Source organism: Nocardiopsis protaetiae (genome assembly GCF_045446735.1).
Classification (GTDB): domain Bacteria; phylum Actinomycetota; class Actinomycetes; order Streptosporangiales; family Streptosporangiaceae; genus Nocardiopsis; species Nocardiopsis protaetiae.
Map to the genome: position 1 here is coordinate 16,036 of NZ_JBJJBV010000030.1, position 26,648 is coordinate 42,683.

The window sequence follows — 26,648 nt, forward strand, 5'->3', positions numbered from 1 at the left end:
TACGATCACACTGCCGTGACCCAGCCGCCCGGCAGGCACTTTTCGAGAGATGGAAGATACCCGTGGCCGTTGAAGGAAGCACGAAGGCCGTCGTCACGGCTCTGTGCGCGAATCTGGGGATCGCCGTGACGAAGTTCGGCGCCTATCTCCTGACCGGGTCGGCGGCGATGCTCGCCGAGTCCATCCACTCGGTCGCGGACTCCAGCAACCAGGGGCTGCTGCTGCTGGGCGGCAAGCGCGCCCGGCGCGCCGCGACCAAGGAGCACCCGTTCGGCTACGGGCGCGAGCGCTACATCTACTCCTTCATCGTGGCGATCGTCCTGTTCAGCGTGGGCGGCCTGTACGCGCTCTACGAGGCCTGGCACAAGATCTCCCACCCCGAGCCGATCACGCGGTGGCAGTGGGTGCCGATCGTCGTCCTGGTGGTGGCGCTCGTCCTGGAGTCCTTCGCCATGCGCACGGCCATCAAGGAGTCGAACGCGGTGCGCGGCAAGGCCACCTGGGTGCAGTTCATCCGCCGCGCCAAGTCGCCGGAGCTGCCGGTCATCCTGCTGGAGGACGCCGGCGCCCTGTTCGGCCTGGTGTTCGCGCTGCTCGGCGTGAGCCTGACCCTGGTCACCGGCAACGGCGTCTACGACGGCCTGGGCACCGCGGCCATCGGCCTGCTGCTGGTGGCGATCGCCATCGTGCTGGCCGTCGAGATGAAGAGCCTGCTCATCGGCGAGTCCGCCACCGACGAGCACGTGCGCGAGATCGAGAGGGCGATCATCTCCGTCGAGGACATCGACCGCCTCATCCACATGAAGACGCAGCACATCGGCCCGGAGGAGCTGCTGGTGGCGGCCAAGGTCGCGGTGGACGCCCAGGACGAGGCCGCGCGCGTGGCGCGGGCGATCAACGAGGCGGAGGCGCGCATCCGCGAGGCCGTGCCGATCGCGCGGATGATCTACATCGAGCCCGATCTGGACCGCTCCGCGGCGACCGCGCGGGCGTCCGGAACCCCCGCGGACACCGCCGGATAGACCAGAACACCGGACAGACCGGAACGAAAGACGCGGGGGGTGCCGGCCGGCACCCCCCGCGCGTGTTCTCAGGAATTGCGCTCGAAGACCAGGCGCAGCCCGATGAGGGTCAGCCAGGGCTCGTGGACGTCGACCGTCTCGCACTCCCCCACCACCGTCGAGGCCAGCCCCCCGGTGGCCACGACCGTGACGTCGTCGGGGTTGTCGGTGAGCTCGGCGACCATCCGGTCGACGATCCCGTCCACCTGGCCCGCGAACCCGAACACGATGCCCGAGCGCAGCGCCTCCGTGGTGTTCTTGGCGATCGCGGCGCGGGGGCGGACGATCTCCACCATGTGCAGCTGGGCGCCGCGCCGGGACAGGGCGTCCACCGAGATGTCGATGCCCGGGGCGATCGCACCGCCCACGTACTCGCCCTTGGCGCTGACCGCGTCGAACGTCGTCGCGGTGCCGAAGTCCACCACCACGGCGGGGCCGCCGTAGAGGTGGTCGGCGGCCAGCGCGTTGATGATGCGGTCGCTGCCGACCTCCTTGGGGTTGTCCATCCGGATCGGCACGCCCGTCTTGACGCCCGGCTCGACGATCACCGCCGTGACACTGTCGAAGTGGCGGCGGAACATGTCGCGCATCTCGTGCTGCACCGAGGGGACCGAGCAGCACAGGGCCAGTCCGTCGATGTCGCGCACCCCGCCGTGGGAGCTCCCCTCCAGGAGCCCGCGCAGCACCACCGACCACTCGTCGGCGGTGCGCCGGGTGTCGGTCCCCACTCTCCAGTGTTCGAGCAGGTCCTCACCCTCGAAAAGACCGAAGACCGTCTCGGAGTTACCGACGTCGATCGCCAGCAGCATGGACCCTCATCCTGGTCGAAGTGTCTTTTCTGGGAATCCTCTCCCAATCCCGGCCTTCACGGGAAGTCCGGTGGTGAATCCGGTCACACCAGATCGAGTGCGATGTCCAGGGCAGGGCTGGAGTGGGTGATCGCGCCGGCGGCGAGGTAGTCCACCCCGGTCGCGGCGACGTCGGCGGCCACGTCCAGGGTCAGGCCGCCGGAGGACTCCAGGCGCGAGCGCCCGGCGACCAGGGCGACGGCCTCGGCGAGTTCGGGGACGGTGAAGTTGTCGAGCAGGATCTCCTCGGCGCCCGCCTCCAGGGCCTCCTCGATCTGGTCGATCCGGTCGACCTCGACCTCCAGGGGGAGGCCGGGGAAGCGTTCGCGCACCGCGCGCACGGCGGCGCCCACCCCGCCCGCGGCGACCACGTGGTTGTCCTTGATGAGCGCGGCGTCGCTGAGGCAGTAGCGGTGGTTGACCCCGCCGCCGCAGCGCACGGCGTACTTCTCCAGGGCGCGCAGCCCGGCGTGGGTCTTGCGGCTGTCGCGGATCCGGGCGCCGGTCCCGGCGACGGCGTCCACCCAGGCGCGGGTGGCGGTGGCGATCCCGGACAGGTGGGTGAGCAGGTTGAGCGCGGTGCGCTCGGCGGTGAGCAGGTCGCGGGTGCGGGCGGTGACGGCCATGAGGACGTCGCCGCGCTTGACGGTGTCGCCGTCGGCCGCCGACCGGGTGACCTCCAGGGCGCCGTCGGAGACCAGCCAGAACACCAGCTCGGCCAGCGGCAGGCCGCTGACGGTGCCGTCGGCGCGGGCCACCACGTGGGCGGTGCGGACCTGGTCGGCGGGGATGGTGGCGACGGTGGTGACGTCGATCCCGGCACCGCCGGTGAGGTCCTCGGCCAGGGCCCGGCGGACCAGGTCCACGTGGGCCTGGTGGGGCGCGGTCCAGGGGAGCGTGAACTCGGCGCGGGCGTCCGGCCCGGGGCCGTCCGCGGCGAGCGGGAACGCGATGGCGTCGAGCTCGGCGACCAGCTCCGGCGGCAGCGAGGGGGTCCAGGGTTCGTCGGTGGCCACGGGGGTGTTCCCTTCCAGTCGGACGATCACCGGGCGGACCCGCCACCGCGGGCGGGGTCCGGTGTGGTCGGCGCGTTGATGGGCGCCGCGGCTCTCGGTGCGGTGGGCCGCGGCGGCGGCCACGAGGCGGGCCACGGTGAGCAGGTCGGCGGCCTCCCAGGCCGCCGTGTCGGGGGTGACCGGGTCGGCGGCGGCGGTGAGGGCGTCCAGTTCGGCGACCAGCTCCGCCAGGCCCTCGCCGGTGCGCAGCACCCCGGCGTGGCGTGACATCAGGGCGCGCATCGGGGCGATGACGGCCGGGTCGGGCAGGGTCGTGACCTGCGGGGCGGGCACTCCCCCGGTCGGCAGGGGTCTCGGCTCGGCGGCCAGCCGGGCGGCGATGCGCTCGGCGAACACCAGGCCCTCCAGCAGCGAGTTGGAGGCGAGCCGGTTGGCGCCGTGGACACCGGTGCGGGCGACCTCGCCCACCGCCCACAGGCCGGGGACGCCGGTGCGGCCGTCGATGTCCACCTCCACCCCGCCGGAGGCGTAGTGGGCGGCCGGGGCGACGGGGATCGGCTCGGCCGGCGGGTCGATGCCGTTCTCGCGGCAGGACGCCAGGATGGTCGGGAAGCGGCTCTCCCAGACGGCCGCGCCGAAGTGGCGGGTCTCCAGGTACACGTGGTCGACGCCCTGCTCGGCCATGGTCCTGGCGATGGTGCGGGCGACCACGTCGCGGGGGGCCAGGTCGGCGAGCTCGTGGACGCCCGCCATGATCCGGTTCCCGGCGGCGTCCACCAGGTAGGCGCCCTCTCCGCGCAGCGCCTCCGACACCAGGGGCTGGCGGCCGCGGGCCTGCGGCCCCAGCCAGAGCACCGTGGGGTGGAACTGGATGAACTCCAGGTCGCGCAGGCGCGCCCCGGCCCGGGCGGCGAGGGCGAGCCCGTCGCCGGTGGACACCCGCGGGTTGGTGGTGGCGGCGAAGATCTGGCCGAGGCCGCCGGTGGCCAGCACCACGGCCGGGGCCAGGGCGGCGCCGACGCCGTCGCGGCTGCCCTCCCCCATGACGTGCAGCGTGATGCCGCAGACCGCGCCGGTGCCGGGGTCGCGCAGGGCGTCCAGCGCCACCGCGTGCTCGATGATCTCGATGCGCTCCTCGGCGAGCACGGCCTCGACCAGGGCGCGCTGGATCTCCGCCCCGGTGGCGTCGCCCCCGGCGTGGGCGATCCGGTCGGCGCGGTGGCCGCCCTCGCGGGTCAGCGAGAGGCCGCCGTCGGCGTCGCGGTCGAACTCGGCGCCCAGGGCGATGAGGCGGCGCAGCGCCTCGGGCCCCTCGGCGGCCAGGACGTGGACGGCGTAGGGGTCGGACATCCCGGCCCCGGCCAGGTGGGTGTCGACCATGTGGGCGACCGGGTCGTCCCCGGGGGCCACGGCCGCGGCGATGCCGCCCTGGGCGTAGGCGGTGGAGCCGGTGGAGATCCGGTCCTTGGTCACGAGCACGACCCGCCCGGACCCGGCGCGGCGCAGGTAGCCGAGCGCGGTGCTCAGGCCCGCGATGCCGGAGCCGACGATGACGACGTCGGCGGTGACGGTCCAGCCCGGCGCGGGTGCGTCGAGCCGGGTCGGGGTGGCTGTGCTCATGGGGATCTTCTTCCGCGGGGTGCGCAGGGCTCGGTGACTTAGAAGGCGAGGGTGGTGTTGTCGATCAGGCGGGTGGTGCCGACCCGGGCGGCCAGCGCCAGCACCGCGTCGCCGCGGTGGTCGTCGGCGGCCTCGACGAAGGTGGCCGGGTCGACGAGGGCCAGGTAGTCGAGCTCGACCGGCGGCTCGCCCTCGGCCGCCTCCTCCAGCACGGCGGTGGCGGCGGCGCGGGCGGCGGCGGCCCCCCTGTCCGCGGCCCCCCGGGCCGCCTCCAGGGAGCGGGACAGCGCCAGGGCGGCGGTGCGCTCGGCGGCGGAGAGGTAGACGTTGCGGCTGGAGGAGGCCAGGCCGTCGGGGTCGCGCAGGATGGGCGCGCCCACGATCTCCACCGGGAAGTCGAGGTCGGCGACCATGCGGCGGATCAGCGCGATCTGCTGGGCGTCCTTCTCGCCGAACACCGCCAGGTCGGGCCGGACCAGGTGGAAGAGCTTGCCGACCACGGTGAGGACACCGGTGAAGTGGCCGGGCCGGGAGGCGCCCTCCAGGCGGTCGCCCATCGCCCCCGCCTCGATGGTGACGGCGGGGCGCCCGGCCGGGTACATGGTCTCGGTCTCCGGCGCGAAGACCACGTCCACGCCCTCCCGCGCGCACGTGGCGGTGTCGCCCTCCAGGTCGCGGGGGTAGCGGTCGAAGTCCTCGTTCGGGCCGAACTGGAGGGGGTTGACGAAGACGCTGACGACCACGGTGTCGGCCCGTTCGCGGGCGATCCGCATGAGGCTCCGGTGCCCGCCGTGCAGGGCGCCCATGGTGGGCACGAGGGCGGTGCGCCCGGCGCCGGCCAGGGCGCGGCGCAGCTCGTCGGGCGTGCGCACGACGAGCGGGGCGGAGCGGTCGGTGGGTGCGGTCATGCGGGTTCCCCTGGGGTGTCCGTGACGTGTCGGTGGTGGTCCGGGTGCCGCGGCGGCGGGCCGGACGGTCAGCGGCGCAGCACGTCGAGGAGCGGTTCGGCGACCTCGGGCTTGAGCATCCCGGCGTTGATGGCCAGGTCGGCGGTGAGCCGGGCCAGCTCGATGTAGGCGGCGACGCTCTCGGGCGCGTGGGCGCGCAGCTGGTCGATGTGCCCGGCGACGGTCCCGGCGTCGCCGCGCAGGACCGGGCCGCTCAGGCCGTGGATGCCCAGCCGCAGGGCGTTGTCGAGGGATGCGCTGAGCAGGGGGGCGAGCATCCGGCCGGGTTCGGGGACCCCGGCGGCGGACAGCAGCGAGGCGCTGTCGGCGACCAGGGTGACCAGGTGGTTGGCGCCCCCGGCCAGGGCCGCGTGGTAGAGGGTGCGCTTGTCCTCGGCGATCCACACGGGTTCGGCGCCCATCTCGACCACCAGGGCCTCGGCGATGGGGCGCAGCGGGTCGGGGGCGGTGACCCCGAACGCGCAGTTGGCCAGCCGTTCGATGTCCTCGTCGCGGCCGGTGAAGGTCATCGCCGGGTGCAGGGCCAGCGGCAGGGCTCCGGCGGCGGTGGCGGGGGACAGCACCCCGTACCCGTGGGCGCCGCTGGCGTGGACTAGGAGTTTGCCGCGCAGGTCGACGCCGGTGGTGGTCAGCCCCTCGGCGAGTTCGGCCAGGGCGTCGTCGGGGACCGTGAGCAGGACGAGGTCGGCGGCCTCGACCACGCGCGCGGGCTCCATCAGGCGCGCGGTGGGCAGGCGGTCGGCGACGCGCGCCTTGGAGGCCTCGGAGACGGCCGCGGCGGCGACGACCTTGTGCCCGGCCAGGCCCAGCGCCCGGCCCAGGACCGAGCCGACGCGGCCGGGACCGATGACGCCGATCCGCAGCCGGGCCGGACGCCCCTGCGTGGTCTCCATGCCTGTGCCCCCTCGTCGCGAGTGCGTCCGGCCCTCCCCGGCCGTGACGCCTGAGCACACGATAGTCCTCCCCGCCACCCCCTCCCGCGCGCCGCCCCTGGTCAAGGGTGTGGGGTGCCGGACACGCGGGGTCCCGGACACGCACCTGCTTCCGAACACACGAAAGAGCGCCGCTCCGTCGTCACGGAGCGGCGCCCGGGTCCACTCGGCCCCCGGATCGGGCGGGGCGGCTCGGCCGGGACGTCTTCCGGCCGGAACTCCCCCGCCCGTCAGGGCCGGTGCGCAGTCGCTACCAGTTCTTGACGGTGGCGCCGGAGTCCACGCAGTTGGCGCCGGCCACGCCCAGGATCGCGATCGCGTTGCCGCAGACGTTGATCGGGATGTCCAGGTCGGCCACCAGCTGGTTACCGCCGAGGATGCTCCCGTTGCCGGAGGTGAAGACGTTGCTGTTGGCCATGGCCGGAGCGCCCGTGAACAGAACGCCCGCGGCGGCGGCAACGATGGCACTGGCGGCGAAAGCCTTCTTCAGCATGTGTTTTCTCCCGTCGGACCGAACGGCGGGGGCGCCGATCGGTCGATAACGTTGACCATGTGTACAACCAAGAACACTCAACGTGTTCGGTCACCATTTAGCCATACTCGGCGGCCGCCACAGGCCAGAACACGCGAGCTTTTCGTGGCCTTGACCTGGAAGTATCACCCAAAGTGATGTCTCATGTCGGACATGAGAGCCATTAGAGGCAGCAATTTGCGCCCCTGTTGTGGCGCACGTCACATCAGGCTTCCCCGGGGCCCTCCGCGCGTGTCATCGTCGCCCGCGTCGCCCACCGCTCGGGCCCGACGGCCGGGACCCGCGCCCGTCGTCCCAGGTCGACCATCTCGTCCAGCAGGCGGCGCCCCTCGGCCGCCTCCCGGCCCTGGGCCCGCGCCCGGACCGGCCCCGGCGGGACGCCCACGCCGACCGCCACCCGGCCGGTGAACCGCGCCAGCGGGCCGGCGGTCAGCCGCAGGGTCTGCACCCGCTCCATCGGGACGACCTCCGTCACCCGGCAGAACAGCCCCGAGACGGTCACGAACAGGTGCTCGTCCACACCCACCAGCGACCGCGAGCCCTCCCGGCCCGGGACCAGCGGCACGTACGCCACCTCGCTCTCCGGGAACAGCTCGTTGACCAGCGCGTAGGCCCGGCGCCGGGGCGCCACCGGCAGCAGCGTCGCCGAGTCGGCCTGGCGGGCCCCGGCGTAGCCGGCCACCGTCGCCTCCACGCGGGCCACGCCCAGCGCCCGCCACAGCAGCGGCTCCACCACCCGCACCGCCTGTACCCGGCCCGGCGGGACCGTCTGCATGCGCCGCTGGAACATCCCGTAGCGCAGCCGCAGCCCGTCGGAGGAGACCGAGGCGTAGTAGTCGGTGTAGCGGGCCAGCGGGCTCCAGAACGACCGGATGAGCCCCAGCGCGAGCGGCACCAGCGCGCCCAGCACCCCGGGTTCGAGGAACATCACCCCGGCGACGACCATCGCGGCCAGGCCCAGGGAGGCCAGCAGCACGGGGATGCGGAAGGTGAGCGCGCCCAGCAGGAGCAGGAACGGCAGCCGGTAGAAGGGCCACTCGGGCGCCTCCGGGGAGCGGCCCGACAGCCCGGCGGCGTGCGCCAGGACCGCGACCCGCATCTTCTCGGCGACCTCGTGGCGCAGGTACCGCAGGCGGACCGCGCTGTTGTCGCCGCCGGCCAGCTCGATGCGCAGTTCGGCCAGGCCGAACACCTGGCCCATCAGCGGCCGGACCACGTCGACGGCCTGGAGCCTGCTCAGCGGGATCTCCCGGGAGCCGCGCATCACCAGCCCGCTGTGCACCACCAGGTGGTCCTCGCGCAGCCCGAAGCTGGCGTACCACCAGGCGGGCAGCGTGTAGGCGAGCGCTCCGAACAGGACCGCGACGGTCAGCATCACCACCCACGCGTCTCCGAAGATCGTGAGGATGGGTCCGGCCAGCGCCACGAAGGCCAGGGTCACACCCAGGACCCGGAGCGGCACCATCGACCAGTGCGCGCGGTACACGCCGGTGGTGACGTCCGCCTCCGGGCGCCGGGGCGGGACCGGGGGCTGGCGCTGCCACACCGTCGGCGGCAGCATCACCGGCGGCCCGTACCCGTGGGGTCCGTACCCCCGGGGTCCGGACGGCGCGGGCGGGTACCCGGGGTGCGGCGGCGGGGCCTGCGGCCGCGGCGGCACCGGCTGCTGTGGTACCGGCGGCCGCGGGGCGGGCCCCTGCGGACCGTGCGGCGCCGGGGGCGGCGGAGGTGCCTGGGGCGGCGGGCCCTGCGGGCGGGGAGAGTCCGGACGGTCGTGCATCTACAACCCCGTGGAGAAGGCCTCGCTGCGGGAGGCCAGTCGGTCGCGCAGGTCCACCGCGTCCGCCAGCGGCAGGCCGACCACGCGCGTGTCTGCGGTGCTGGCGGCGGTGCGCACCCGCACCGTGGCGATGCCCAGTGCCTGTTCGAGCAGGTCGGCGGTGGTGTCCACCACCTGCATGCGCCCGTAGGGCACGACCACCAGCTGGCGGACGAACACCCCGTACGTCAGGTACAGCTCCGTCTCCCCCTCCACGTACCCCCAGGAGCGCTGGAACCGGCCGGCCAGGACCCAGCCCGCGGCGAACACGGCCAGGGCCGCCACCGCCCAGACCCCGGCCCAGACCCGGTCCGCCCACAGGAACAGGAGCAGCACCCCGCCCAGACCCGAGCCCAGGCACAGGGCCCCCACCACCAGCCTGCGATACCAGGCCAGGGCCGGGGACACCCGGATCCACTCGGTGCCCGCGGGCGCGGCGAAGGCCGCGTCGAGCGGCCGCTCCGGCTCGGGGGGCGGCGGGTCGGTCGGTGTCGGTTCGCTGGTGTCCACGGGCACAGTCAACCATCCGCCGCCGCTCCCCGTCCGGAGGCGGTCCGGGATCGGTCAGGCCGCCCCGGGGGGATCCTCGTCGCGGTCCTCGTCCTCGGGCACCCGGCAGGCGTACTCCAGGTACAGGGCGGCGGCGGCCAGCACGACCGCGGCCAGCGACGTGCCCAGGGCGGTGAAGAACACCTCCCGGTGCACCGGCAGCTCCAGGTTGTCCACGACCGTCAGCGCCACCCCGGCGCAGAAGCCGCCGAACAGCGCGGCGGCCAGCACGCTGGCCTTGGCCAGGGCGACCAGGCGGGCGGCGCTGAGCGGCGGGATGGGCTCGGTGCCGGGCGCCCGGCGGATGCGGCGCCGCGTCCGCCCGGCGGTGAACGCCTCGGCGAAGGCCAGGAGCAGCAGCGTGGGGATCGCCGTCCACGGCATCGGCGGCAGCCCGGGCAGCGCCGTCCCGAACAGCGCCCCCAGCAGCACGCCGACGGCCCCGAGCAGCACCGGTGTGCGCCACCCGGTGGGGTGCATCCGCCGCTCGTCCTCCTCGTCGGTCATCGGCTCCCCCCGGGCGGGAGCAGCCGCAGGTCGTCGCGCCGGTTCAGCCTCTGGTCGCCCGCGGTGTCCGCGGCCTCCACCGCCGCCAGCAGGTCGGCGACCGGCCCGTGCCCGGGCAGCTCGGCACCGGGGTCGGCGTCCAGCCACGGGCGCAGCACGAACGCCCGCAGGTGGGCGCGCGGGTGCGGCAGGGTGAGGACGGGGTCGTCGGAGCGCACGTCGCCGAACACGATGACGTCCACGTCCAGGGTGCGCGGGCCCCAGCGGACCTCGCGCACCCGGTCGAACGCGCGCTCGGCGGCCTGCGCGCGCTCCAGCAGCTCTTCGGGCGTGCCGTCGGTGTCGACGACCACCACCGCGTTGAGGTAGGCGCCCTGCTCGGGGCCGCCCACCGGGGCGGTCTCGTACACCGGCGACAGTGCCACCAGGGACGGGGCCACCGGGGACAAGGGTGCCGAGGACGGGGGCGCCGCCGGGGCGGGCGCGCCCGCCCCGAGCACGTGCTCCACCCCGCCGCGCAGGGTCGCCCACCGGTCACCGAGGTTGGACCCCAGGGCCAGGACGGCGCGCGTCACAGCACCGCACCTCCCCGGGGGCCCACGGTGCCGCGCACCACGGTCACGGACACGTCCGCGAACTCGTGCTCGATCGGCGCCGACGGCTTGTGCACGGTCAGCTCGACCCCCCGCACCCGCAGGTCGGCCAGGCATTCGGAGGCCAGCCGGTCGGCGAGCGTCTCGATCAGGTCCACCGGGTCGCCGGTGACGATCGCGACCAGCCGGTCGGCGAGCATCCCGTAGTGGACGGTGTCGGCCACGTCGTCGGAGGCCGCGGCGGGCGCCAGGTCCAGGTGCAGGACGGCGTCCACCACGAAGTCCTGCCCCTCGCGGCGCTCGAAGTCGTACACGCCGTGGTACCCGCGGGCCCGCAGGCCGCGCAGGGCGATGCGGTCGGTCATTCCTCCCCGCCCTCGTCCTCGTCGTCCTCGCCCATGAGCACCGGCGAGGCGTGGTGGGACCACAGCCGCCACCCCTGGGCGGTGTCGACGAACAGGTTGGTCGTGACGACCTGGCCCCCGGCGATGAACCCGGGGTTGCCGTCCTCGGCGGTGAGCACGTTCTCCTCGCACGTCACCATGGCGATGTCGCCGCCCACCCCGATGTGGGTCTCGGTGAGGACGTACTGGATGTAGGTGACGTTGGCCATGATCAGGGACCAGGCGCGCATGATCTCGGTGCGGCCGCGCAGCAGCGGCCACCCGGGGTTGACGCAGACCAGGTCGGGGGCCTCGTGTTCCTCCGCCCACACGCTGCGCATCAGGTCGATGTCGCCGTTCTCGATGGCGCTGTAGAACTGCGCGTTGGCCTCGGCCACGCGCTCCATGACCTCCTGGCGGGACCTCACCGGCGACCCCGACCCGTGCCGTCGGTGTCGTCGAAGCGCCCCTCGTCGAGGGACTCCCCGCCGTCGGACCAGGCGGCGGCCACCCGGACCGCGTCGGCGCTGGCGCGCACGTCGTGCACCCGCACCGCCCAGGCGCCCCGGTCGGCCGACAGGGTGGTCAGGGCGGCGGTGGCGGCGTCGCATTCGAGGAAGGGGCGGTCCTCCCCCTTGGGCTCGCTCAGCAGCCGGCTCAGGAAGCGCTTGCGCGACCCCGCCACCAGGACGGGGCGGCCCAGCTCCTGGAACCGGTCGAGATGCCTCAGGAGCGCCCAGTTGTGGGACTGCTCGGGTCGTTTGGAGAATCCGAGTCCCGGGTCGAGGACGAGCTGCCCCGGGTCGACGCCTGCACTGATCATGGCCTCCATACGGTCGCGGAGCTCATCGATGACCTCCTGGACGACATCCGTGTACACGGCACGGGTCTGCATGTCATGACTATGCCCGCGCCAGTGCATCAACACATAGGAGACACCGGAAGCGGCCACGAGCCGCGCCATGGCCGGGTCGGCCAGCCCGCCGCTGACGTCGTTGACCAGGACGGCGCCGGCCTCCACGGCCCGCTCGGCGACCTCGGCCCGCATGGTGTCCACGCTGACGGCCACTCCGCGCGCGGCGAGGGCCCTGACCACCGGTTCGACCCGGCGCAGCTCCTCCTCGGCCGGAACGCGCTGGGCGCCCGGACGGGTCGACTCGCCGCCGACGTCGACGATGTCGGCGCCCTCCTCGACCAGCCGCAGGCCGTGCTCGACCGCCCTCTCGGGGTCGAACCAGGCTCCGCCGTCGGAGAAGGAATCGGGGGTGACGTTCACGACCCCCATGACCAGGCACCGCCCGCGATCGGGCAGGCCCGGAAGTGTGTATTTCGGCCCCATGGGGGTCAGCCTATTCGTAAGGGGAGGGGCCGGGTGCGTACGCATCCGGCCCCTCCCCTGTTGTTCCCTACGTCACGCGTGTCCGGTCGGCGGCCCGCGCGTGTCCGGTCAGCGGCGGTCCAGGATGAGGCTCATCGCCTCCGCGCGGGTGCGGTCACTGCCGCGGAAGATCCCGCGCACCGCCGAGGTGACGGTCTGGGCCCCGGGCTTGCGCACCCCGCGCATCGTCATGCACAGGTGCTCGGCCTCCACGACGACGATGACGCCGCGCGGGTTGAGGTGCTCCATGATGGCGTCGGCCACCTGCCCGGTGAGCCGCTCCTGCACCTGGGGGCGGCGCGCGAACACGTCGACCAGGCGGGCGAGCTTGCTCAGGCCGGTGATGCGGCCGTCGGAGCCGGGGATGTACCCGACGTGCGCCACCCCGTAGAACGGCACCAGGTGGTGCTCGCAGGTGGAGTAGAGCTCGATGTCCTTGACCAGGACCATCTCCTCGTGCCCGGCCTCGAACACGGTGGTGAGCACGTCCCCGGGCTTCTGCCCCAGCCCGGCGAACTGCTCCTCGTAGGCCCGGGCGACCCGCTCGGGCGTCTTGAGCAGGCCGTCGCGGTCGGGGTCCTCGCCGATGGCGATGAGGATCTCGCGGACGGCGCGCTCGATGCGCTCCCGGTCCACGGGTCTGGGTCCTACCTGCTCGGTCACGCGTCGTCCCCTTCGATGGGGCCGGACGCCCCGTTGCCGGCGCCGTGGCCGGAGACCTCGTGCAGGGCGGTGCCCGGCTCGGACCCGTTGGCCTCGGCCCCGTTGAGCATGGTCAGCTCCTTCTTGGAGCGCACCGGAGGCCGCTCGGAGGGCTGGCGCTTGCCGTAGCCGGTGTAGGAGCCGCGGACCGGGCGCTTGTCCACCGGCGCGAAGATCTCCAGCACCTGCTCGCGGGAGAGCGTCTCCTTCTCCAGCAGGGCCACGACCAGGTCGTCGAGGACGTCGCGGTACTCGACCAGGACCTCGTAGGCCTCGTCGTGCGCGGACTCGATGAGGCGGCGCACCTCCTCGTCGATGATGGAGGCGATCTCCTCGGAGTACTCGCGCGCGTGCGACATCTCCCGGCCCAGGAACGGTTCGTTGCTCGACGAACCGAACTTGCGGGCGCCCAGGCGCTCGCTCATGCCGTACTCGGTGACCATGTTGCGGGCCAGGCTGGTGGCCTTGGCGATGTCGTCGCTGGCGCCGGTGGTGGGCTCGTGGAACACCAGCTCCTCGGCGGCGCGGCCGCCCAGCATCATGGCGAGCCGGTCCATCATCTGCGAGCGCGAGGTGAGGAACTTGTCCTCGGTCGGCACCGACATGGTGTAGCCCAGGGCGCGGCCGCGGGGCAGGATCGTGATCTTGTGCACCGGGTCGGCGTTGGCCTGCGCGTGGCCCACCAGGGCGTGGCCGCCCTCGTGGTAGGCGATGATCTTCTTCTCGTGCTCGGACATGACCCGGCTCTTGCGCTCGGGTCCGGCCATGACGCGTTCGATGGCCTCCTCCAGCACCGCGTGGGTGATGGTGTCCCGGCCCGCGCGCGCCGACAGCAGGGCGCCCTCGTTGATGACGTTGGCCAGGTCGGCGCCGGTCATCCCGGCGGTCTGGCGGGCGATGACGTCGAAGTCGACGTCCTCGGCCATCGGCTTGCCCTTGGCGTGGACCTTGAGGATGTCGCGGCGGCCGTCCATGTCGGGGCGGTCCACGACGATCTGCCGGTCGAAGCGGCCCGGGCGCAGCAGCGCCGGGTCGAGGATGTCGGGCCGGTTGGTGGCCGCGATGAGGATGACCCCGCCCTTGACGTCGAAGCCGTCCATCTCGACCAGCATCTGGTTGAGGGTCTGCTCGCGCTCGTCGTGGCCGCCGCCCATGCCGGCGCCGCGGTGGCGGCCGACGGCGTCGATCTCGTCGATGAAGATGATCGCGGGGGCGTTGGCCTTGGCCTGCTCGAACAGGTCGCGCACACGCGAGGCGCCCACACCGACGAACATCTCGACGAAGTCCGAACCGGAGATGGAGTAGAACGGCACCCCGGCCTCGCCCGCGACCGCGCGGGCCAGCAGGGTCTTGCCGGTGCCGGGCGGGCCGAACAGCAGCACGCCCTTGGGGATCTTGGCGCCCATCGCCTGGAACTTGGCCGGGTTCTGGAGGAACTCCTTGATCTCCTGGAGCTCCTCGATGGCCTCGTCCGCGCCGGCGACGTCGGAGAAGGTGTTCTTGGGGGTGTCCTTGGTGATGAGCTTGGCCTTGGACTTGCCGAAGTTCATCACGCGGGAGCCGCCGCCCTGCATCTGGCTGAAGACGAACCAGAAGATGGCGATGATCAGCAGGATCGGCAGGAAGCTGAAGAGCGCCGTGGTCCACAGCGGGGTCGTGGCGACCGAGACCTCGTAGCCCTTGAGGTTGGTGCCCTCCTCCTCCAGGGAGTCCCGGAGCATGTCGGCGAGCTGCAGGCCCTGGCCGGCCACCCAGTACGCCTCGAAGATCTCGTCGTCCGTGGTGGTCAGCACGATGCGCTGGTCACGGTCGATGATCTCGGCGTTGTCCACCTCGTTGCGCTCGATGAGCTGGTAGACGGCCGAGATGTCCGTCTCTTCGGGCTGTGGTTCCCCGCCCAGGTCGAAGACGTTGAAGACGAGGAGGAGCATGGCGAGAACGGCCAGTATCCATATCCACGGGCCGCGGAAAAAGCGCTTCAGATTCATGTGAGCGGAACCCCGTCGGGTCCGTCCCTCCTGACCAGGCCGCCCGCACCGGAGGACTTTCCGAGGCAGGACCTCTTATCGGACACGTGCGTTCCCCGCGAGTACGCCGGGATCGAATCGACGGTACACCCCGTCGATGGGCGCACCTCTTGCGGATGCGCCGGGCGGGGGCCCGTCATGAGAGCAACGATCGCGCCCCCGCCGCTTGTTCCCCCCTGTGGTCTACCCCTCGTAGACGTGCGGGGCGAGGGTGCCGATGAACGGCAGGTTGCGGTACTTCTCGGCGTAGTCCAGCCCGTAGCCGATGATGAACTCGTTGGGCAGGTCGAAGCCGATGTACTTGACGTCGAGGTCGACCTCGAAGGCCAGCGGCTTGCGGACCATGGTGCAGACCTCGACCGAGCGGGGCCCGCGCGACTTGAGGTTGCCGACCAGCCAGGACAGGGTCAGGCCGGAGTCGATGACGTCCTCGACGATGAGGACGTCGCGGTCCTTGATGTCGGTCTCCAGGTCCTTGAGGATGCGGACCACGCCGGAGGAGGTCGTACCGGCCCCGTAGGAGGACACCGCCATCCAGTCCATGGAGACGGGCGTGTGCAGCACCCGGGCCAGGTCGGCCATCACCATGACGGCGCCCTTGAGGACACCGACGATCAGCAGGTCCCTGCCCGCGTAGTCGGCGTCGATGCGTTCTCCCAGCTCGACCAGGCGCGCCTTGATCTCTTCCTCGGTGACCAGGACCTTCTCCAGGTCCCGGCCCATGTCCTTAGCGTCCACGCTCACTGTCCTCGCTGCTGGGTTCCCCGTTTGCGGCAACCAGGATAAACGTGCCGAACGTCCCGGGGGCGCCGACCGGTGGCCCCGGACCCCGGCCCGGTCGGGACGATGTCCGATATCGGGTGACACGCCGGACTGTTGGCGGGTTCCGTTCCGTCAGCGCTCGAACCGGACGTGACCGGCGACACGCCGGGCCCTCACCCCGCCGGGCAGGTCCAGGTGGGACTGGCCGCGCCAGGCGGTGACCAGCCGCTCGACCTCCCGCACGTGCCGGGCGGTGAGGGCGCCCGCCGGGCAGCCCGCGTCGAGCGCGGCCCCGCGCAGGACCCGGGTCCGCAGCGCCTCGGGGGCGTCGGCCAGGACGGCCGCGGACAGGCCCGCCTCCGGGCCCTCTCCGGCCCGCGCCCGGGCCCCCAGGTCCGCGGCCAGCGCGTCCAGGGCGTCGGCGTCGGCGCGCAGCAGGGAGGCGGTGCGGGCCAGCGCCGCGGCGATGCCCGGGCCCAGGTTCTTCTCCAGCGCGGGCAGGGCCTCGTGGCGCACCCGGGAGCGGCTGAACCGGGCGTCGGCGTTGTGCGGGTCCTCCCAGGGGGTCAGCCCCATGGCGGCGCAGGCCGCGCGCACGGTGGCGCGGTCCAGGTCCAGCAGGGGGCGCAGCAGACTACCGACGCGCGGGGCCATCCCGGCCAGGGAGCGGGCGCCCGACCCGCGGGCCAGGCCCAGCAGCACCGTCTCGGCCTGGTCGTCGAGGGTGTGGCCGAGCAGCACCACCGCGGGCGCCTGTTCGGCGGCGGCCGCGGCCAGCGCGGCGTGGCGGGCGGTGCGGGCGGCGCCCTCGGGCCCGCCCGGCCCGGTCACCTCGACCGCGCGGGCCGACACCGGGTCCAGGCCGAGCCCGGCCAGCACCGCGGCGACCTTCTCCGCGCGCTCGGCCGAGCCCTCCTGGAGCCCGTGGTCGACGGTGACCGCCCCCGCCCGCAGCCCCAGCCTGGGCGCCTCGAAGGCCGTCGCCCCGGCCAGCGCCAGGGAGTCGGCCCCGCCGCTGCACGCCACCAGCACCGCGGTGTCGGAGGGCAGCGGCGCCAGGGCCCGCCGGACCGCCGATCGGACGGCGGCCACGGCGGGGGGTGGACCGCTCATTCGGTGATGGCGGCCGGGCGCACCACCCGGTTGACCCAGGCGGAGGGGTTGCGGATCTCCGCGATGGTGGGCAGGGTCTCGGGCGAGGTCCACACCTTGTTGAACTCGGCCATGCCGACCTGGGCCACCGCCGCGCGGACGAACGCGGCGCCCTCCTCGTACTGGCGCATCTTCATGTCCATGCCGAGCAGCTGGCGCAGCAGCCGGTCCAGCGGGTTGGCCGCCTCCCGCCGCTTCTGGAAGCGGGCGCGGATGCGCTCCACCGACGGCACGACACCAGGGCCGACCGCGTCCATGACGTAGTCGCCGTGGCCCTCGGCCAGGCTCATCACGGCGGTGACCCGGTCCATGATCTCGTTCTGCTCGGGCGTCTGGATGGCGGTGAGGAGGTTGCCCTCGCCGCCGCGCACGGCGTCCGCCACGGCCTCGCCCGCGGCGCGCAGCCGGGTGATGAGGTCGCCCGCGTCCATCTCCGTGGACAGCAGCAGCTCGCGCATCAGCTCCTGGACGTATCCGCGCAGCCACGGCGTGGCCGTGAACTGCATGCGGTGGGTCTCCTCGTGCAGGCACACCCACAGGCGGAAGTCGTGCGGGTCGACGTCGAGCTCGCGCTCGGTGTTGACGATGTTGGGGGCGACCAGGGTCAGCCGCCCGGTGGGCAGGGTGCCGTCGGGGTCCGGCGGCAGGAAGAGCTCGTACTGGCCGAGGACCTTCCCGGCCAGGTAGGCGAGCACCGCGCCGAGCTGCACCCCGGTGATCCGGGAGCCGACGGCGGAGGTGAGGGCGGCGGCGGTGCCGCCGTTGCCGAGGCGTTCGGCGCCCATCTGTTCGAGTACGGGTTCGATGACGGTCCGGAAACCGTCGACGTTGGCGCGGATCCATCCCGGCCGGTCGACGATCACCGCGGGCCCGGTGGGCTCCAAGGGGTTCATACCGGTGAAGTCGCGCACGTGTCCGGCGGCCACGGTGGAGAGCTCGCGCAACTGCGCGACGGCCTGTCGCGCGTCGGCGAGGTCCACCTGCGGGCCCGGTCGGACGAGGCGGACACCGGTGTTGACGGCTACGTCCCAGTCGATCACAGTCACACTCGCAGCCTACCCACGCAGAGACTTCCGGCACGGGGATCGGGGTCCCAATTCGGGGTAAGCCCCGGGTTCACCCGGAGGCGGACCGAAAAGCGGCGCCCCCGAGCGCCCTGTACTCACCGGGAGCGGGGGCGATCGGGGGCGCGGGGGCCTGGGTTCAGGAGCAGCCGCAGCGGGCCAGGGCCGCCGCCAGGGGGTCGAGCTGGAAGCCCTGGACGCCCGGGCTGTTGGCCACGAAGGCGAACAGGAACATGTTGCCCTCCTGGTCGTGGACGGTCCCGGCGAGCGCGCTCACGTCGTTCAGCGTCCCGGTCTTGCCGCGGATCAGCCCGGCCACGTCGTGGACCAGCGTGCCCTCCGTGTAGCGGTTGTTCAGGGTGCCGGTGGAGTTGGACGTGGGCAGGCCGGTGATCGCCGCGTTGAGCTCGGGGTTTTCGGAGGCCACCTTGAGCATCTCCACCAGGGCGCGCGGGGTGATCCGGTTCTCCGGGCTCAGCCCGCTGTTGTCGGCCAGGTCGACCCCGGTGATGCCGTAGGACTCCATGACACGGTGGGTGGCCGCGGCCCCGCCCGCGAAGGACGCCTCGCCGCCGGCCTCCAGTGCGGCGATCCGGGCCAGCGCCTCGGCCATGTTGTTGTCGCTGGCCAGCATCATGTGCTCGACCAGGGCCGTCATCGGCGCGGAGTCGACCGAGGCGATCGGCTCGCCCTGTGCCGGGGCCTCGCTCGGCTCCCCGCCCTCGACGGTGAGCCCCGCCGCCCTCAGCTGCTCGGCGAACGCCTCGGCCGTCGCCCGGGGCGGGTCCGGGACCCGGGTGTGCGTGTCCCGGGAGATACGGCCGCTGTCGTGCATCAGGGCGTGGACGGAGGCGGTGCTGCCCTCCGTGATGTAGCCGGGCTTCCAGGAGGGGCCGGTGTCCGGACCGGTGAACAGCGAGTCGTCGTAGGCCACCGAGACCGTGTCCACACCCTGCCCGGCCAGTGCCGCCGCGGTGCGTTCGGCGAGCTCCTCCAGGGTGGCCACCTGCGGGTAAGCTGCGGAATCGGCGGTCGTGGTCAGGGTGGCGTCACCCGCGCCGCGCAGCACCACCATCCCCCGCTCGGAGTCGAAGTGGACCGTGGTGGTCAGCACGTGGTCGGGTCCCACCGCGTCCAGGACCGTGATGGCCGTGGCGATCTTGGTGGTCGACGCCGGGACCGCCGGGGTGTCCGGACTGCGCTCGTAGAGCGGCTCGCCGGTGGCGCCGTCCACGACGAAAGCGGAGAGGCCCTCCGCGAGCCCCGACTCCGCCATGGGATCATCGATGACGTCCGCGATCCGATCCGGGTCCGCCGGGGACGAGGACGCGGGTTCCGCCGCGGCCGCACCTTCGGCGTTCACGACCGGGTGGGGCACCGCGGGGAGTGGTCGGGCCTCGATCACATCGAGGGCAGCGAACCCGGCGATCAGCACGAAAATGTTGAGCAGGGCCAGTGTGAGGAAGGCCTCACTTCGTACCCGTCGCACCCGGGGCACCCGCCCTTCCTGAGGTGTCGCGGCCTGACGTTGTTGTTATACGGCGACATTAGTCGCAATGGGAGCCGAGATCAGCATGGAATTCGACGTTACGATCGAGATCCCCAAGGGGGAGCGCAACAAGTACGAGGTGGACCACGAGACCGGTCGCATCCGTCTCGACCGCATGCTGTTCACCTCCACCACCTACCCCGCCGACTACGGTTTCGTCGACGGGACGCTCGGTGAGGACGGCGACCCGCTGGACGCCCTCGTCCTGCTCAAGGCCCCGACCTTCCCGGGGTGCCTGATCCGCGCCCGCGCCATCGGCATGTTCCGGATGCGCGACGAGGCGGGCGGCGACGACAAGCTGCTGTGCGTTCCGGCCACGGACCCGCGCATGGAGCACCTGCGTGACATTCACCACGTGAACGAGTTCGAGCGCCTGGAGATCGAGCACTTCTTCACGGTCTACAAGGACCTGGAGCCCGGCAAGTCCGTCGAGGGCGCCAGCTGGGTCGGCCGCCACGAGGCCGAGCAGGAGATCATCGCCTCGGTCAAGCGCGCCGAGGAGGCGGGTGTGCACGGCGACTCCTCCCACATCTCCGCGGAGAAGGAGAAGTAGGGGCGAGCGGTACTGCGTCTCGACGTGACGACGGCCCGGCGGATCCCGCCGGGCCTCGGTTCTTTCTCGGGAAGTTCTCGGGGGTCTAGCGGCCCAGCAGGCTGACCGAGCCGCTCCAGGGCCCCTCGGCCTCCGCGGTGCGGGTCAGCAGGTAGCCCGCGCAGACGGCCGCCACCAGCACCACCAGCATGACCAGTCCGATCGAGCCGGCCAGCGCCGGGCCGTGCGGGGTCGGCGGAACCCCCGGGCCCAGGGGGAACCCGTCGTGGCCGAACCGGTCGGCGCGGGCGGCCACGTGCGCCCGGTAACCGTCCAGTTCGGGGGCGGCCATGCCCTTGAGGATGCGGACCGGCACCAGCCCGGTGTTCTCCGGCATGCTGTGCTCCCCCGGGAGCCGCAGGTCGTAGGAGCGGCGGCGGACGCACTCCACCTCCGCCAGGGCGTGCAGCCACTCCCCCAGCCGGTCGGGATCGGTGAGCCGCCCGATGTGCGCGCAGGCGACGATCAGCGTGTCGCGCAGCACCACGTGCGCCGCGTCGCGGTCGCCCAGGGCCAGGATGCAGCGCCTGAACAGCTCCTCCCCGTACGCGTCGAGCAGCCTCTTGTAGGTCCCGGCCGACGGCGTGCCGTGGGCAAGCAGGGCATGGAGGAGATCCCGGTCCGTCATGGACGAGAATCTACGCCGCCGACCGCGCGCAGCCCGGCGCTTCGCCGAAAAACGCGTGTGAGAACCCTCTCCGTCAACGATCCGGAAGCCAGGGGCGCCGTGGGCGGCCGCGCAGCCAGAGCAGGACGAACGTCAGCACGGTCAGGACACAGACCAGCAGCGCCGCGCCGGGGCCGAGGAAACCCAGTGCCATCACCCCGGCCGCCACCACCACGATCGCCCGGACCAGCAGGCGCACCCACGGCCCGGCCGGGTCGGGGTTCAACCGGCACCTCCGGGCGTGCGAGCCGACACGGCCACTCCTGTCAGTGCGTTCGGGGGACTGCGCCTTTCCGGCGGTGCTCTCACGCCGTACTCGGGCTCCACATGTCACCACCACGCGACGCCTCCCGCAACACCGGGAAGTGAGAGGGGTGACACACGCGATTCTCCACGATCGCTTGACTCCCCGCGCCCTTTGCTGGTCTCCTTACAACCATGTATCCGCGCACCCGCACCGACGCCATGGCTCGCAGGGCCCTCCAGGCCCCCTGCCACCCGTCCTGTGCGGCGTGTCCGTGTTGTCGTCGCTGAGTCCTCTCCGGGGCGTACCGACCCCGTAGGCTCCCGGCCCGCCCGTCCGCCCGCGCGCGGCCGATCCCGGCGGCCCCTTCCCGCGTTTGTACCGCGGTGACCCGTGCCCTGTGCGGCACCTCCCGCCCCGTCCCCTGTGCGACGGGGCTCTCGGACGACATCCGCGCCGTCGACGGCGCGCACGCGAAGGATCTTCCCGCAATGGCCCAGCAGGCTCTCTCCGTACGCACCGCCCCGCCCGCCCGCGCCTCCCTCGACAGCGCCGTGCCCGACACCACCGTGTCGTCCGCCGGCACCGTGTCGAACGGGGTGTCGGTGGAGGGCATCGGCGACGTGGCGGACGCCGGCCGCCGGTCCGGTTACGCCCACCTCGCCGAGCGCCGGCTCCCCACCGTGGGGCGCCTGGTCGCCGCCGCCCGCGGCGCCGCCGCGGTCCTGGCCCGGCCCACCCTGTGGCCCACCAGGCGGGGGCGCTGGCAGCCCGCCCCGCGCGCCGCCCGCCGCCACGCCACCGGGCGGCTGCGGGTGAGCACCGTGGCGCTGGAGCCCAACAGCTTCGTGTCCGGCCCGGTGTCCCCGCGGGCCGCCGACATGGAGGTGCTGTTCCTGGTGAGCGGGAAGGCGCACCTGATCTCCTCCGGCTCCGACGGGCGCATGCGCGCGGCGGCCGAGCTGGCCCCCGGCCGGGCCCGGGTGGTCGGCGGCTCCCTGGGCGGGCACCAGCACCTGGTCAACACCGGCGAGGAGACCGCCGTGGTGGTCCGGGTGACCGCCTGAGGGGGGTCTCACGCCCCCTCCTCGAACGCCTCGCCGTCGTGCCGGGTGCGCAGGGCCGCGTCGACGGCCTCGACGGAGCGCAGGACGGCGGCGGTGCGCCGCCCCTCCGTCTGATAGGCGCGCATCACCTGTTCGAGCGCGTGCGGCGGTAAGTGGTCGCGCAGGTCGACCCGGGCGGTGCGGTACCCCTCGCGACCGGCGGCCAGGACCGCGGCGAGGTACTGGCGCGCCAGGCGGGCGAGCGCGACCGGGTGCCGCCGCAGGACCCCGTGCAGCCGGTAATCGGCGGGCAGGAGGTCGAACAGCCACACCGCGGCCGTCCGCTCGAAGGAGTCCGACCCGGGTGGGTGCACACTCGCGGGCCAGTCCGAACTCAGCGACTGATCGGGCATGCTCCGAGCATACCCGTTCGTTCGAAATCCTGTTCGAAAAAGTCGGTGTCAGTCCGAGGAGATCTCCTCCCCCTCCTCCTCTCTCTCCTGCCCGGCCTCCTCGTTCTTTCTCTCCAGCTCCACCCGGATGGCCTGCTCGGCCGCGTCGACCGCGGCCCGGGCGGTGATGGCGTTGACGTGGGCCCGGTCCAGCTCCTCCAGGAGGATGCAGTCGAAGGCGACCCGCGCGTCGTGGATCGCCGCCTCCAGCTGTCGTGATGCCTCTTCCAGACTCATGCACCCCCCATACCCCGGGAATCGCGTTCCGCACACTCCGCCACAAGCGGGCACGGGGCGTGCCGTACGCCCGGGCCGGGTAGGCCGGTGGTAGACCGGAATCTCAGGGGGGCACATGATCTACCTCATCCTCGTCCTGCTCGCGCTGTGGCTGTTCCTGGCGATCCTGGGGGTGGTGATCAAGGGCCTGCTCTGGCTCACCGTCATCGCGGCGATCCTGTTCGTCGCCACGGCGGTGTGGAGCGGGCTGCGCAGCCGCAACCGGATGTGAGTCAGCGTTCGAGCGCGGGGGTGCCGTCGCCGTCGCCGCCCAGCGCCGCGACGATCCCGCGGGCCTGGTCCTCGTCCCCGTCCAGCCGGTCGCGCACCAGCCGGACCGCCTCATCCGAGCGCCCCAGCGCCACGAGGTTGGCCACCCGCGCCCGCAGCTGCGGCGGCAGCTCGCCGGGCACGCGCGGGGCGGGCACGTAGCCGCCGACCTGTGCCGCCGGCCCCGGCCCCACCGGGGCGGGCGGCGCCTCGTCCGCCTCCAGCCGGGCGGCGACCGCGGCGATGACCCGGCGCAGGGCGTAGGAGCCGCCCGCCAGCACGAGCACCGCCCCCACCAGCGCCACCAGCATGAACAACAGGCTCATGCGGTGCCCCTACCCCGGTTCACCCCCGGCCACCGGACACGAAAGGTCATCATTCGACCACCTCGGGTGGCGTGCGCGCCCGGGGAACAGGGGCCGGAGAACGGCGAAGGCCCGTCCGGGTACCGGACGGGCCTTCGTGCTGAGCCGCCTGTCGGAATCGAACCGACGACCTATTCATTACGAGTGAATCGCTCTGCCGACTGAGCTAAGGCGGCGCGACGCCGCGGGTTCACGCGGCGAGGCGATCACCAGTTTAGCGTCTTCGCGGAGTGCCGGGTACACGGTTTCGGACCCGGCACTCCGCCGAGGTCAGGCGCAGGCCATCCCGTCCTGGGGGACCTCCAGGTCGATCAGGTAGGCGTCGACCATGCGGTCCACGCACACGTCGCCCATGCGGTAGCCGGTGTGGCCGTCGCCGTCGCGGGTGACCAGGAAGCCGGACTCCAGCGCCCCGGCCAGGGCCTCGGCCCAGGCGTAGGGGGTGGCGGAGTCGCGGGTGGTGCCCACCACCATGATCGGCGGGGCGCCCGGGGCGTCCAGCGGGCCGCCGTCGTAGACGGCCTCCTCGGGCCAGAACGCGCAGGGCAGCGCGCCCCAGGCCAGGCTCGGGCCGAAGATCGGGGACTCCTCCCCCGCGTCCTCGGCGGCCTCCACGTAGGCCTCGACCCCGCGCGGGCTGGGCGAGTCGGAGCAGTTGACCGCGATGAGGGCGGCCGTGGAGTTCTCGTACTCCTGGATGTCGCCGCGGCTGTACAGCTCGTCGCCCAGCTGGAGGAGCACGGTGCCGTCGCGGTCGTTCATGGCGTCGTCGAGGCCCTCGCGGACCCGGTCCCACCAGGACTCGGAGTACAGGGCGGCGAGCACGCCCAGCTCGGTGCGGGTCCGGTTGATCTCCCGGTCGTCCACGGAGTTGGTGAGCGGGTCGCCGGCGGTGGAGGCCAGGAACTCGTCGAGGGCGGCCACGCCGTCCTCGACCGAGTCGCCGCTGCCGCCCAGCGGGCAGTCGGCGCGGGTGAGGCAGTCCTCGACGAAGGCGCGCAGCGCGGTCTCGAACCCGGTGGCCTGGGCGACGCTCAGGTCGAGCTGGTCCAGGGTGGGGTCGACGGCGCCGTCGAGCACCAGCGCGCGCACCCGGTCGGGGAACTGCTCGGCGTAGTGGGCGCCGATGTGGGTGCCGTAGGAGGCGCCCAGGTAGGTGAGCTTCTCGTCGCCCAGCAGGGCGCGCAGCACGTCCATGTCGCGGGCGACGTTGACGGTGCCGACGTTGAGCATGAGGTCGGGGGCGTTGACCTGGCAGGCCTCCACGAACTCGCGGCTGCCCTCCTCCATGTCGGTGATCCCGGCCTCGGTCAGCTCGGACATGTCGCCGTCGCCGTCGGCGGACTCGGCCTCGCCGCCGATGAACTCGTCGAGTTCGGCGGCGGACAGGCAGGTGATCGGGGTGCTGCGGCCGACCCCGCGGGGGTCGAAGCCGATCAGGTCGAAGCGATCGCGCACCTGCTCGCTGACGATGTAGGAGGCGTGGTCGACGTAGTCGTACCCGGAGCCGCCCGGGCCGCCGGGGTTGACCAGCAGGGAGCCGATGACGTCGTCGCCGGTGGCGGCCATGCGCTTGACCGCGATCTCAATGCGGTCGCCCTCGGGCTCGTCGTAGTCCAGCGGCACCTCGTAGGTGGCGCACTCGGCGTCGGAGGGCCCGCTGTCGCAGGCGCCCCAGTCGAGTTCCTGGTCGGTGAAGTCGCCCAGGGCCCCGAGCGATTCGGCCGGCTCCCGCCCCTCCTCGTCCGGTGCCTGTGCCGTACAGCCGTTCACCAGGAGCACCGTTCCGGTGAGCGTCACCGCCACCGCGGCCCGCAGCCTCGTCGCCACCCGTTCCCATCCTTCGCGTCGATCGGTTCCACCCATGCCTGTGATGCCTGTGACGGCCGCGCAACCGATCCGGTTGCGACGGGGTGGCGCCGTACACCGACCGTATCGGGGTGCGCGCGGGGCACCGCCCAGGCCCCTCAGCCGATGAAGAGGGCGGAGGTCATGGCCTCCATGGCGATCTGCGGGTGCACGTTGGCGGCGATGCGCTCACGGCAGTCCATGATGGCGTCCAGCCGCCGCAGGGTGGTCTCGGGTGTGCTGGAGCGGGCGATGCGCTCCAGGTCGCCGGAGCGCTCCCCGGTGGACCGCTCGACGGACGCCCCGAGCTGGAGGGTGAGCACGTCGCGGTAGAACGCGGCCAGGTCCAGCAGGGCGCGGTCGTAGGAGTCGCGCTTGATCCGGGTGGCCCGGCGCTTCTGCCGCTCCTCCAGGTCCTTCATTGCGCCCGCGGAGCCGCGCATGGCCTTGGCCACGCCCTTGCCGGTGGAGCCCTCGCCGAAGGCGACCTTGAGCTCGTCCTTCTCCTTCTCGTCCAGGGCGCCGGTGATCGCCTTGGACTCGGCCTCGGCGATCTCGTAGAGCCGGGCGGCGGAGGTGACGCAGGCGCCGATGCCGTCGAGCCGGGCGGGGATGGACAGCACCTCCTCGCGGCGGCGGCGCGCCTCGGGGTCGGTGGCCAGCTGCCGGGCGCGGTCCATCCGCCCGGCCGAGGCGACGGCGGCGGCCCTGGCCGTGCCCTCGTCCACGTCGCCGGCGCGGGTGAGCGCGCCGACGATCTCGTCGGTGGTGGGGGTGGTGAGGGTGACCAGGCGGCACCGGGAGCGGATGGTGACGAGCAGGTCGTCGGGGGTGGGCGTGCACAGCAGCCACACGGTGCGCGGCGAGGGCTCCTCCACCGCCTTGAGCAGGGCGTTGGAGGCCGCCTCGGTGGCGCGTTCGGCGTCCTCGAACAGCACGATCCGGAACCGCCCGCCGGAGGGCTTGGACCCGGCCCGCAGCACCAGCTCGCGGGTGGCGGCCACGCCGAAGCTCAGCCCGCTGGGCCGCACGTACAGCAGGTCCGGGTGGGTCCCGGCCATGACCTGGTGGCAGGAGTCGCAGTGGCCGCAGCCGCCGTCGCGGCACTGGAGGGCGGCGGCGAAGGCGCGGGCGGCCTCCGATCGCCCCGAGCCGGGCGGGCCGGTGAACAGCCAGGCGTGGGTCATGCCCGCGCCCGCTCCCCCGGCGACGAGGTCGGCGGCACCGGCCACCGCCCGCCGCAGGTGGCCCACCGCGGTCCGCTGACCGACCAGGTCGTCGAAGACCGTCACACTCCACCCCCACGAAGAACGTCCTGTCAGGGCTCCAGGATAAAAGCCGGGGGCGACGCTCGGGGCGTTGTCCACAGGGCCTCCCCGAAGCCGGGGAAGCGAAGGGGCCCGGGGGCGCATGCCCCCGGGCCCCG

Annotated in this window: 29 protein-coding genes and 1 tRNA gene; 4 read left to right on the plus strand and 26 right to left on the minus strand. The window is 73.1% G+C overall.

The annotated features are described in order from the left end of the window. Positions 1-62: 62 nt before the first annotated feature. Complete coding sequence (locus ACJOT3_RS07455) at positions 63-1,022, plus strand: cation diffusion facilitator family transporter (RefSeq protein ID WP_406970197.1); 960 nt, start codon at positions 63-65, stop codon at positions 1,020-1,022. Between the two features lie 68 nt (positions 1,023-1,090). Here ACJOT3_RS07455 and ACJOT3_RS07460 read toward each other — a convergent pair whose 3' ends face one another. The 18 genes from ACJOT3_RS07460 to dacB all read right to left on the minus strand — a co-directional run bounded on the left by ACJOT3_RS07460 (position 1,091) and on the right by dacB (position 19,411). Next, positions 1,091-1,870 carry a type III pantothenate kinase gene (locus ACJOT3_RS07460; protein WP_406970199.1) on the minus strand — a complete coding sequence of 260 codons (780 nt, stop codon included), beginning with the start codon at positions 1,868-1,870 and terminating at the stop codon, positions 1,091-1,093. 83 nt (positions 1,871-1,953) lie between these two features. Further along, positions 1,954-4,545, minus strand: a complete 2,592-nt coding sequence (locus ACJOT3_RS07465) for an L-aspartate oxidase (protein ID WP_406970201.1) — start codon at positions 4,543-4,545, stop codon at positions 1,954-1,956. A 38-nt stretch (positions 4,546-4,583) separates the two neighbouring features. Next, positions 4,584-5,453: a pantoate--beta-alanine ligase gene (gene panC / locus ACJOT3_RS07470; RefSeq protein WP_406970203.1), complete on the minus strand. Its 870-nt coding sequence runs from the start codon at positions 5,451-5,453 to the stop codon at positions 4,584-4,586. 68 nt (positions 5,454-5,521) lie between these two features. Beyond that, positions 5,522-6,406, minus strand: coding sequence for a Rossmann-like and DUF2520 domain-containing protein (locus ACJOT3_RS07475; RefSeq protein WP_406970205.1), 885 nt, complete (start codon positions 6,404-6,406; stop codon positions 5,522-5,524). A 289-nt stretch (positions 6,407-6,695) separates the two neighbouring features. Then, the gene (locus ACJOT3_RS07480; RefSeq protein ID WP_406970207.1) at positions 6,696-6,938 is read right to left on the minus strand and encodes a chaplin family protein; all 243 of its coding nucleotides are present in this window, start codon (positions 6,936-6,938) and stop codon (positions 6,696-6,698) included. Positions 6,939-7,182: 244 nt separating this feature from the next. Beyond that, a complete protein-coding gene (locus tag ACJOT3_RS07485) occupies positions 7,183-8,538 on the minus strand; it encodes a PH domain-containing protein (protein ID WP_406970247.1) in 1,356 nt (451 codons plus the stop codon). A 219-nt stretch (positions 8,539-8,757) separates the two neighbouring features. Beyond that, complete coding sequence (locus ACJOT3_RS07490; protein ID WP_406970249.1) at positions 8,758-9,204, minus strand: PH domain-containing protein; 447 nt, start codon at positions 9,202-9,204, stop codon at positions 8,758-8,760. A 156-nt stretch (positions 9,205-9,360) separates the two neighbouring features. Then, positions 9,361-9,852, minus strand: coding sequence for a DUF3180 domain-containing protein (locus ACJOT3_RS07495; RefSeq protein WP_406970209.1), 492 nt, complete (start codon positions 9,850-9,852; stop codon positions 9,361-9,363). Continuing rightward, positions 9,849-10,427: a 2-amino-4-hydroxy-6-hydroxymethyldihydropteridine diphosphokinase gene (gene folK / locus ACJOT3_RS07500; protein WP_406970211.1), complete on the minus strand. Its 579-nt coding sequence runs from the start codon at positions 10,425-10,427 to the stop codon at positions 9,849-9,851. The genes ACJOT3_RS07495 and folK overlap by 4 nt, the downstream gene beginning before the upstream one ends. Beyond that, positions 10,424-10,810 (minus strand): dihydroneopterin aldolase, encoded by a 387-nt coding sequence (folB, locus tag ACJOT3_RS07505; RefSeq protein ID WP_406970213.1) that lies wholly within the window; start codon positions 10,808-10,810, stop codon positions 10,424-10,426. The genes folK and folB overlap by 4 nt, the downstream gene beginning before the upstream one ends. Then, a complete protein-coding gene (locus tag ACJOT3_RS07510; protein ID WP_406970215.1) occupies positions 10,807-11,256 on the minus strand; it encodes a nuclear transport factor 2 family protein in 450 nt (149 codons plus the stop codon). The genes folB and ACJOT3_RS07510 overlap by 4 nt, the downstream gene beginning before the upstream one ends. Continuing rightward, positions 11,253-12,167 (minus strand): dihydropteroate synthase, encoded by a 915-nt coding sequence (gene folP / locus ACJOT3_RS07515; RefSeq protein WP_406985936.1) that lies wholly within the window; start codon positions 12,165-12,167, stop codon positions 11,253-11,255. The genes ACJOT3_RS07510 and folP overlap by 4 nt, the downstream gene beginning before the upstream one ends. A 108-nt stretch (positions 12,168-12,275) precedes the next feature. Beyond that, positions 12,276-12,842 (minus strand): GTP cyclohydrolase I FolE, encoded by a 567-nt coding sequence (folE, locus tag ACJOT3_RS07520; protein WP_406970251.1) that lies wholly within the window; start codon positions 12,840-12,842, stop codon positions 12,276-12,278. Positions 12,843-12,865: 23 nt separating this feature from the next. After that, positions 12,866-14,896, minus strand: coding sequence for an ATP-dependent zinc metalloprotease FtsH (gene ftsH / locus ACJOT3_RS07525; RefSeq protein ID WP_406970219.1), 2,031 nt, complete (start codon positions 14,894-14,896; stop codon positions 12,866-12,868). 222 nt (positions 14,897-15,118) lie between these two features. Further along, the gene (hpt, locus tag ACJOT3_RS07530; protein ID WP_406970221.1) at positions 15,119-15,673 is read right to left on the minus strand and encodes a hypoxanthine phosphoribosyltransferase; all 555 of its coding nucleotides are present in this window, start codon (positions 15,671-15,673) and stop codon (positions 15,119-15,121) included. 156 nt (positions 15,674-15,829) lie between these two features. Further along, positions 15,830-16,810, minus strand: coding sequence for a tRNA lysidine(34) synthetase TilS (tilS, locus tag ACJOT3_RS07535; RefSeq protein WP_406970223.1), 981 nt, complete (start codon positions 16,808-16,810; stop codon positions 15,830-15,832). Further along, positions 16,807-17,889, minus strand: a complete 1,083-nt coding sequence (locus ACJOT3_RS07540; RefSeq protein ID WP_406970253.1) for a zinc-dependent metalloprotease — start codon at positions 17,887-17,889, stop codon at positions 16,807-16,809. Before ACJOT3_RS07540 ends, tilS begins: the two co-directional genes overlap by 4 nt. Positions 17,890-18,052: 163 nt before the next feature. Beyond that, positions 18,053-19,411, minus strand: coding sequence for a D-alanyl-D-alanine carboxypeptidase/D-alanyl-D-alanine endopeptidase (dacB, locus tag ACJOT3_RS07545; protein WP_406970225.1), 1,359 nt, complete (start codon positions 19,409-19,411; stop codon positions 18,053-18,055). 76 nt (positions 19,412-19,487) lie between these two features. On the opposite strand from dacB, the gene ACJOT3_RS07550 reads away from it, so the two are divergent. After that, a complete protein-coding gene (locus ACJOT3_RS07550) occupies positions 19,488-20,015 on the plus strand; it encodes an inorganic diphosphatase (protein ID WP_406970227.1) in 528 nt (175 codons plus the stop codon). A gap of 85 nt (positions 20,016-20,100) precedes the next feature. Here the strand turns inward: ACJOT3_RS07550 and ACJOT3_RS07555 are convergent, their stop codons facing one another. After that, on the minus strand, positions 20,101-20,682 hold the full coding sequence (locus tag ACJOT3_RS07555; protein WP_406970229.1) for an RNA polymerase sigma factor: 582 nt from the start codon (positions 20,680-20,682) through the stop codon (positions 20,101-20,103). Between the two features lie 73 nt (positions 20,683-20,755). Next, positions 20,756-20,947: a hypothetical protein gene (locus tag ACJOT3_RS07560; protein WP_406970231.1), complete on the minus strand. Its 192-nt coding sequence runs from the start codon at positions 20,945-20,947 to the stop codon at positions 20,756-20,758. 509 nt (positions 20,948-21,456) lie between these two features. Between ACJOT3_RS07560 and ACJOT3_RS07565 the strand changes: the two genes are divergently transcribed. Continuing rightward, positions 21,457-22,032 (plus strand): hypothetical protein, encoded by a 576-nt coding sequence (locus tag ACJOT3_RS07565; RefSeq protein WP_406970233.1) that lies wholly within the window; start codon positions 21,457-21,459, stop codon positions 22,030-22,032. 8 nt (positions 22,033-22,040) lie between these two features. On the opposite strand, the gene ACJOT3_RS07570 is transcribed toward ACJOT3_RS07565, so the two are convergent. Both ACJOT3_RS07570 and ACJOT3_RS07575 read right to left on the minus strand, forming a co-directional pair. Beyond that, the gene (locus tag ACJOT3_RS07570) at positions 22,041-22,424 is read right to left on the minus strand and encodes a hypothetical protein (protein WP_406970235.1); all 384 of its coding nucleotides are present in this window, start codon (positions 22,422-22,424) and stop codon (positions 22,041-22,043) included. Between the two features lie 48 nt (positions 22,425-22,472). Further along, entirely contained in the window at positions 22,473-22,700 is a 228-nt protein-coding gene (locus ACJOT3_RS07575; protein WP_406970237.1) for a hypothetical protein, read from the minus strand. A 115-nt stretch (positions 22,701-22,815) separates the two neighbouring features. Here ACJOT3_RS07575 and ACJOT3_RS07580 point away from each other — a divergent pair, with 115 nt between their 5' ends. Further along, positions 22,816-22,971 (plus strand): hypothetical protein, encoded by a 156-nt coding sequence (locus ACJOT3_RS07580; RefSeq protein WP_406970239.1) that lies wholly within the window; start codon positions 22,816-22,818, stop codon positions 22,969-22,971. 1 nt (position 22,972) lies between these two features. On the opposite strand, the gene ACJOT3_RS07585 is transcribed toward ACJOT3_RS07580, so the two are convergent. From ACJOT3_RS07585 to ACJOT3_RS07600, 4 genes are all read right to left on the minus strand, one after another. Then, on the minus strand, positions 22,973-23,335 hold the full coding sequence (locus tag ACJOT3_RS07585) for a hypothetical protein (protein ID WP_406970241.1): 363 nt from the start codon (positions 23,333-23,335) through the stop codon (positions 22,973-22,975). Positions 23,336-23,477: 142 nt separating this feature from the next. Further along, positions 23,478-23,550: transfer RNA gene (locus ACJOT3_RS07590), tRNA-Thr, on the minus strand. A gap of 94 nt (positions 23,551-23,644) precedes the next feature. After that, a complete protein-coding gene (locus tag ACJOT3_RS07595; protein WP_406970255.1) occupies positions 23,645-25,180 on the minus strand; it encodes an alpha/beta hydrolase in 1,536 nt (511 codons plus the stop codon). A gap of 161 nt (positions 25,181-25,341) precedes the next feature. Then, complete coding sequence (locus tag ACJOT3_RS07600; RefSeq protein ID WP_406970243.1) at positions 25,342-26,514, minus strand: DNA polymerase III subunit delta'; 1,173 nt, start codon at positions 26,512-26,514, stop codon at positions 25,342-25,344. Positions 26,515-26,648 lie beyond the last annotated feature (134 nt).